This is a genomic window from uncultured Sphingomonas sp. (genome assembly GCF_964250165.1).
GTDB lineage: Bacteria > Pseudomonadota > Alphaproteobacteria > Sphingomonadales > Sphingomonadaceae > Sphingomonas.
In genome coordinates, this window is the sequence record NZ_CAXUEK010000130.1 from 1 (window position 1) to 4,226 (window position 4,226).

Below are 4,226 nucleotides of genomic sequence, written 5' to 3' on the forward strand. Positions count from 1 at the left end.
GGTCGGGGGCTTTGGCGGCTGGGACGGCGGCTCGGGCGGCGGCGATGGTGGTGGCGGCGGTTGGGGCGATGGCGGCTTTTCGGGCGGCGGCGGCGGTTCCGGCGGCGGCGGCGGCGCGTCGGGCGGCTGGTGATGCGGCTCGGCCCGGAGGATCACGCGCGCGTGAGCGAGGCGATCCGCGCGGCGGAGGCGACGACGGCGGGCGAGATCGTGCCGGCGGTGGCGCAGCGCTCGGACGCCTATCACGACGCGGCGCTGCAATATGCGGTGCTGGCGATGCTGGGCGTGCTGGCGGTACTCGCCGCCGAGCCGTGGCTCGCCACACGCTTGTGGGAATGGGTGGCCGGCACCTGGTCGGCGCCGCCCGCGGGTGCCCCGTTCGTGGTGGCGCTGGTGCTCGTCACCCTCGCCTTCCTGGTCGTCCGCTATCTGCTCGCCTGGACGCCTCTGCGCCTCGCCCTGACGCCGGGCGCGACCAAGACGCGGCGCGTCCGCCGCCGGGCGCTGGCGCTGTTTCGGATCGGCGCGGAGCGGCGCACCGTCGGGCGCACCGGCGTGCTCATCTACCTGTCGCTCGCCGAGCGTCGCGCCGAGATCATCGCCGACGCCGCCATCCATGACCGTGTCGCGCCGGACGTCTGGGGCGCGGCCATGGCCTCGCTGCTGGCCGACGTGCGCGACGGCCGGCCGGGCGACGGGCTGGTCGCGGCGATCGCGCAGGTCGGCCAGGTGCTCGCCGAGCACTTCCCGCGCCAGGCGGACGACGTGAACGAGCTGCCCGACCGGCTGGTGGAGCCGTGAAGGAGACGGTCTGGGAGGGCAATTACCTAACGGCCGTCAAGGAGGGCCATTGGGAATATGCCGAGCGCAAGGGCGGCGTGACCGCGGTGGTGATCGTCGCCATCGACGACGGCCACCTGCTGCTGGTCGAACAGCAGCGCATTCCCGCCGGCCGCCGCTGCCTGGAGCTGCCCGCCGGGCTGGTCGGCGACGAGGACGGCCAAGAGACCCTCGCCGCGGCTGCCACCCGCGAGCTGGAGGAGGAGACCGGCTGGCGCCCGGCGCACGTCGAGGAGCTGGGCAGCTATTACGCCTCGCCGGGCATGACGTCGGAAAGCTTCACGATCGTCCGCGCGACCGGCCTGACGCGGGTCGGCGGGGGCGGCGGCGTCGGATCGGAAGATATCACCGTCCACCGCGTACCGCTCGCCGAGGTGCCGGTGCTGGTGGACCGGAAACGGCGCGAGGGGCTGGGGATCGACGCCAAGCTGCTGCTGTTCCTGGCGATCGTCTGACCTTCAATGACCGGACTTTCCTACGCTAACCCCTTCGGTCACGGTTCCCGCTCAGGCGAGGGAGGATTAGAACCGAATAAGATCGCATTGGATCACTATGCTGTTCCGTCATCCCCGCGCAGGCGGGGATCCATACTGGCTGGCTTTTCGGGAGTCGTGCCGAAAGACGGCGACGATGGATTCCCGCCGGCGCGGGAATGACGGAACCGGGTCAAGTCAACGTCATCCAGCTCTAGCGGAAGTTGTCCGCGTAGGCCTGCAGCTTCAGCGTCTTCTCGGGCGCCGGCACGACGACATGCTCCCAGCCCTGCCGCTCGCAATGCGCCACCGCCGCCGCCAGCGTCGGGAACAGCAGCCGCACCTGATCGCGCGTGTCGCCGCTGCCCGCCCAGCCGGTGAGCGGATCGGGGCGCTTGGGCTCGGACGGCTCGAACTCGAGCTGCCAGCTGTCGGTCTTGGCGCGGCCCGACTGCATGGAGCTTTTCGGGCGCTGGAAGATGCGGGCGACGGGCATGGCATCGGGCCTTATCGTGTGGAAGCGGAACGCGCATCCGCCTTTTTGGTGCGCAGCGTCGCCGCCGCCGCCGCGGGATCGTCCGGCCAGGGATGCTTGGGATAGCGGCCGCGCATCTCCTTGGCGATCTCGCGCCAGCTGCCGCGCCAGAAGGCGGGAAGGTCGCGGGTGGTCTGGATCGGCTGCCCCGCGGGGTTCAGCAGGCTGAGGACGAGCGGCGTCCCGCTCTGCCCGACGCTCGGGTGCGCGGCGAGGCCGAACAGCGCCTGGACGCGGACCTCCACCGTCGGGCCGGCGGGCGCGGCATAGTCGATCGGGTGATGCGAGCCGGCGGGGGTCGCGAACTCGGCCGGCGCGAGCCGGTCGAGCAGGCGCTGCCCGTCCCAGCCGATCATGCCGCGCAGCGCCTCGGTCAGCGCACCGGGGTCGATCTGATCGAGGCGGCGCTTGCCGGCGAGCTGCAGCGGCATCCAGTCGTCGAGCCGGGCGAGCAGCGCCGCGTCGCTGAGATCGATCCCGGCATAGGCCGCACGGGTCCGGAGCGCCCGGGCGGCGTCGCTCCACGGCAGCAGGTCGAGCCCGTGCGCGCGGACGCCCTCGCGCAACGCCGCTTCGATCGCGCGCGGATCGGCGGTGCTGTCGGCACCGGACTGGAGCCGGATCGCCCCGAGCCGGCGCTCGCGCACGGCCTGCACCCCGCCGGTCGCGGGATCGAACGCCGCCGCGCGCGTCTCCATTACATCGGCGGCGAAGAGCAAGTCCACCACCGCCTGCTCGATCGGCACCGCCGCGAGGATGCGAGCGCCGCTCGCCGCACCCTGCGTCTCGGCCACCGCGAGCCATTCCGCCCGGGCGAGCGACGATGTCGGATCGAGCCGAAAGCCGCGGCCGCCCGTCGACGCCCAGCTTTCGCCCGAGGCGTCGCGGCGGCGGGCGAGCCGATCCGGGAACGCCAGCGCGACCGCGATCGCCAGACCTTCAACGCCCATCCCGCTGACGGGAGGGATTGTGGCGCCGCACTCGACATGCCCTGCCCCAGCCCCTCCCGCCGGTGGGAGCGGGATGGCGGCGGTCCACCGTCGCGCCAGGCCGCGCGCCGCCTCCGCCTTCGGGCCGCGATCGGCCCGCCAGCGCCGCAGCCGGGTCTCCAGATCGGGGTCGTTGCCGCCCAGTCCGCGCTCCGACAGCAGCACCGCCGCCTCGGCCGCCGCGCGCGCCAGCCCACGCTCGGCCGCGCGCAGCAGCATGTGGGCGAGGCGCGGCGGCATCGGCAAGGCGGCGATCGCCCGGCCGTGCGCGGTCGGGCGGCCCTCCGCGTCCAGCGCCGCCAGCGCCGCGAGCCGGGCGCGCGCCTCCGCGACGGCGGCTTCCGGCGGCGGGTCGAGCCAGCGCAGCGCGCGCGGATCGGCCACGCCCCAGATCGCGCTCGCCAGCACCAGCGCCGACAGATCCGCCTCGCCGATCTCCGGCGGATCGAACCGCGGCAGCCCGGCCGTCGCCGCCTCTTCCCACAGCCGATAGGCGACGCCCGGCCCCTGCCGCGCGGCACGGCCGGCGCGCTGGGTGACGGCCGCCTGACTGGCGCGCTCGGTGACGAGGCGGGTCATGCCCGCGCCGCGGTCGTAGCGCGGCCGCCGCGCCAGCCCCGAATCGATCACGACCCGCACGCCGTCCAGCGTCAGGCTGGTCTCGGCGATGCCGGTCGCCAGCACCAGCTTGCGGCGGCCCTCCGCTTCCGTGCGGATCGCGGCGCGCTGCGCGGCGGGGTCGAGCTGGCCGTGCAGCCGATGGAGCACGACCTCGGGCGGTAGGCCGACCAGCCGCTCGGCGGTGCGCTCGATCTCGGCGACGCCGGGCAGGAAGGCGAGCACGCCCCCTTCCTCCTCCGCCAGCGCGCGGCGGATCGCGGCAGCCATCGCATCCTCGATCCGCGTCGTCGCCGCGCGGCCGAGATGGCGCAGCGTCAGCGGATGGCTGCGGCCGGCGCTCTCGATCACCGGCGCAGCCATCAGCGCGGCGAACCGCGCGCCGTCGAGCGTCGCCGACATGGCCAGCAGCCGCAGGTCCGGCCGCAGCCCCGCCTGCGCGTCGAGCGCCAGCGCCAGCCCGAAATCGCCGTCCAGGCTGCGCTCGTGCACCTCGTCGAACAGCACGGCCGAGACGCCCCCCAGCTCCGGATCGGCCTGGATGCGCGCGACGAAGATGCCCTCCGTCACCACCGTCACGCGGGTCGCCGCCGAGCGCCGGCTGTCCAGCCGCGTCGCATAACCGAAGGTGCGGCCGACGGGCTCGCCGGCCTGGTCCGCCATCCGCTCGGCGGCGGCGCGCGCGGCGAGGCGACGCGGGCTGAGCAGCAGCACCTCGCCCACGCACCACGGCTCGCCGAGCAGCGCCGGCGCGACCGCGGTGGTCTTGCC

General features: G+C 74.5%; 4 protein-coding genes. 2 read left to right on the plus strand and 2 right to left on the minus strand.

The window, feature by feature from the left end; genetic code table 11:
* Nucleotides 1-132 precede the first annotated feature (132 nt).
* Nucleotides 133-801: a TPM domain-containing protein gene (locus tag ACFE64_RS15245; protein WP_375393304.1), complete on the plus strand. Its 669-nt coding sequence runs from the start codon at nt 133-135 to the stop codon at nt 799-801.
* Complete coding sequence (locus ACFE64_RS15250) at nt 798-1,295, plus strand: NUDIX hydrolase (protein ID WP_375393305.1); 498 nt, start codon at nt 798-800, stop codon at nt 1,293-1,295. Before ACFE64_RS15245 ends, ACFE64_RS15250 begins: the two co-directional genes overlap by 4 nt.
* Nucleotides 1,296-1,527: 232 nt before the next feature.
* On the opposite strand, the gene ACFE64_RS15255 is transcribed toward ACFE64_RS15250, so the two are convergent.
* Nucleotides 1,528-1,809 (minus strand): ETC complex I subunit, encoded by a 282-nt coding sequence (locus ACFE64_RS15255; protein WP_375393306.1) that lies wholly within the window; start codon nt 1,807-1,809, stop codon nt 1,528-1,530.
* Between the two features lie 11 nt (nt 1,810-1,820).
* A partial coding sequence (gene hrpB, locus ACFE64_RS15260; RefSeq protein WP_375393307.1) for an ATP-dependent helicase HrpB occupies nt 1,821-4,226 on the minus strand: 2,406 nt, incomplete at its 5' end.

Coding starts and splice junctions, on each gene's coding strand:
- ACFE64_RS15245 (WP_375393304.1), top strand. CDS start 133: ATGCGGCTCGGCCCGGAGGATCACGCGCGCGTGAGCGAGGCGATCCGC.
- ACFE64_RS15255 (WP_375393306.1), bottom strand. CDS start 1,809: ATGCCCGTCGCCCGCATCTTCCAGCGCCCGAAAAGCTCCATGCAGTCG.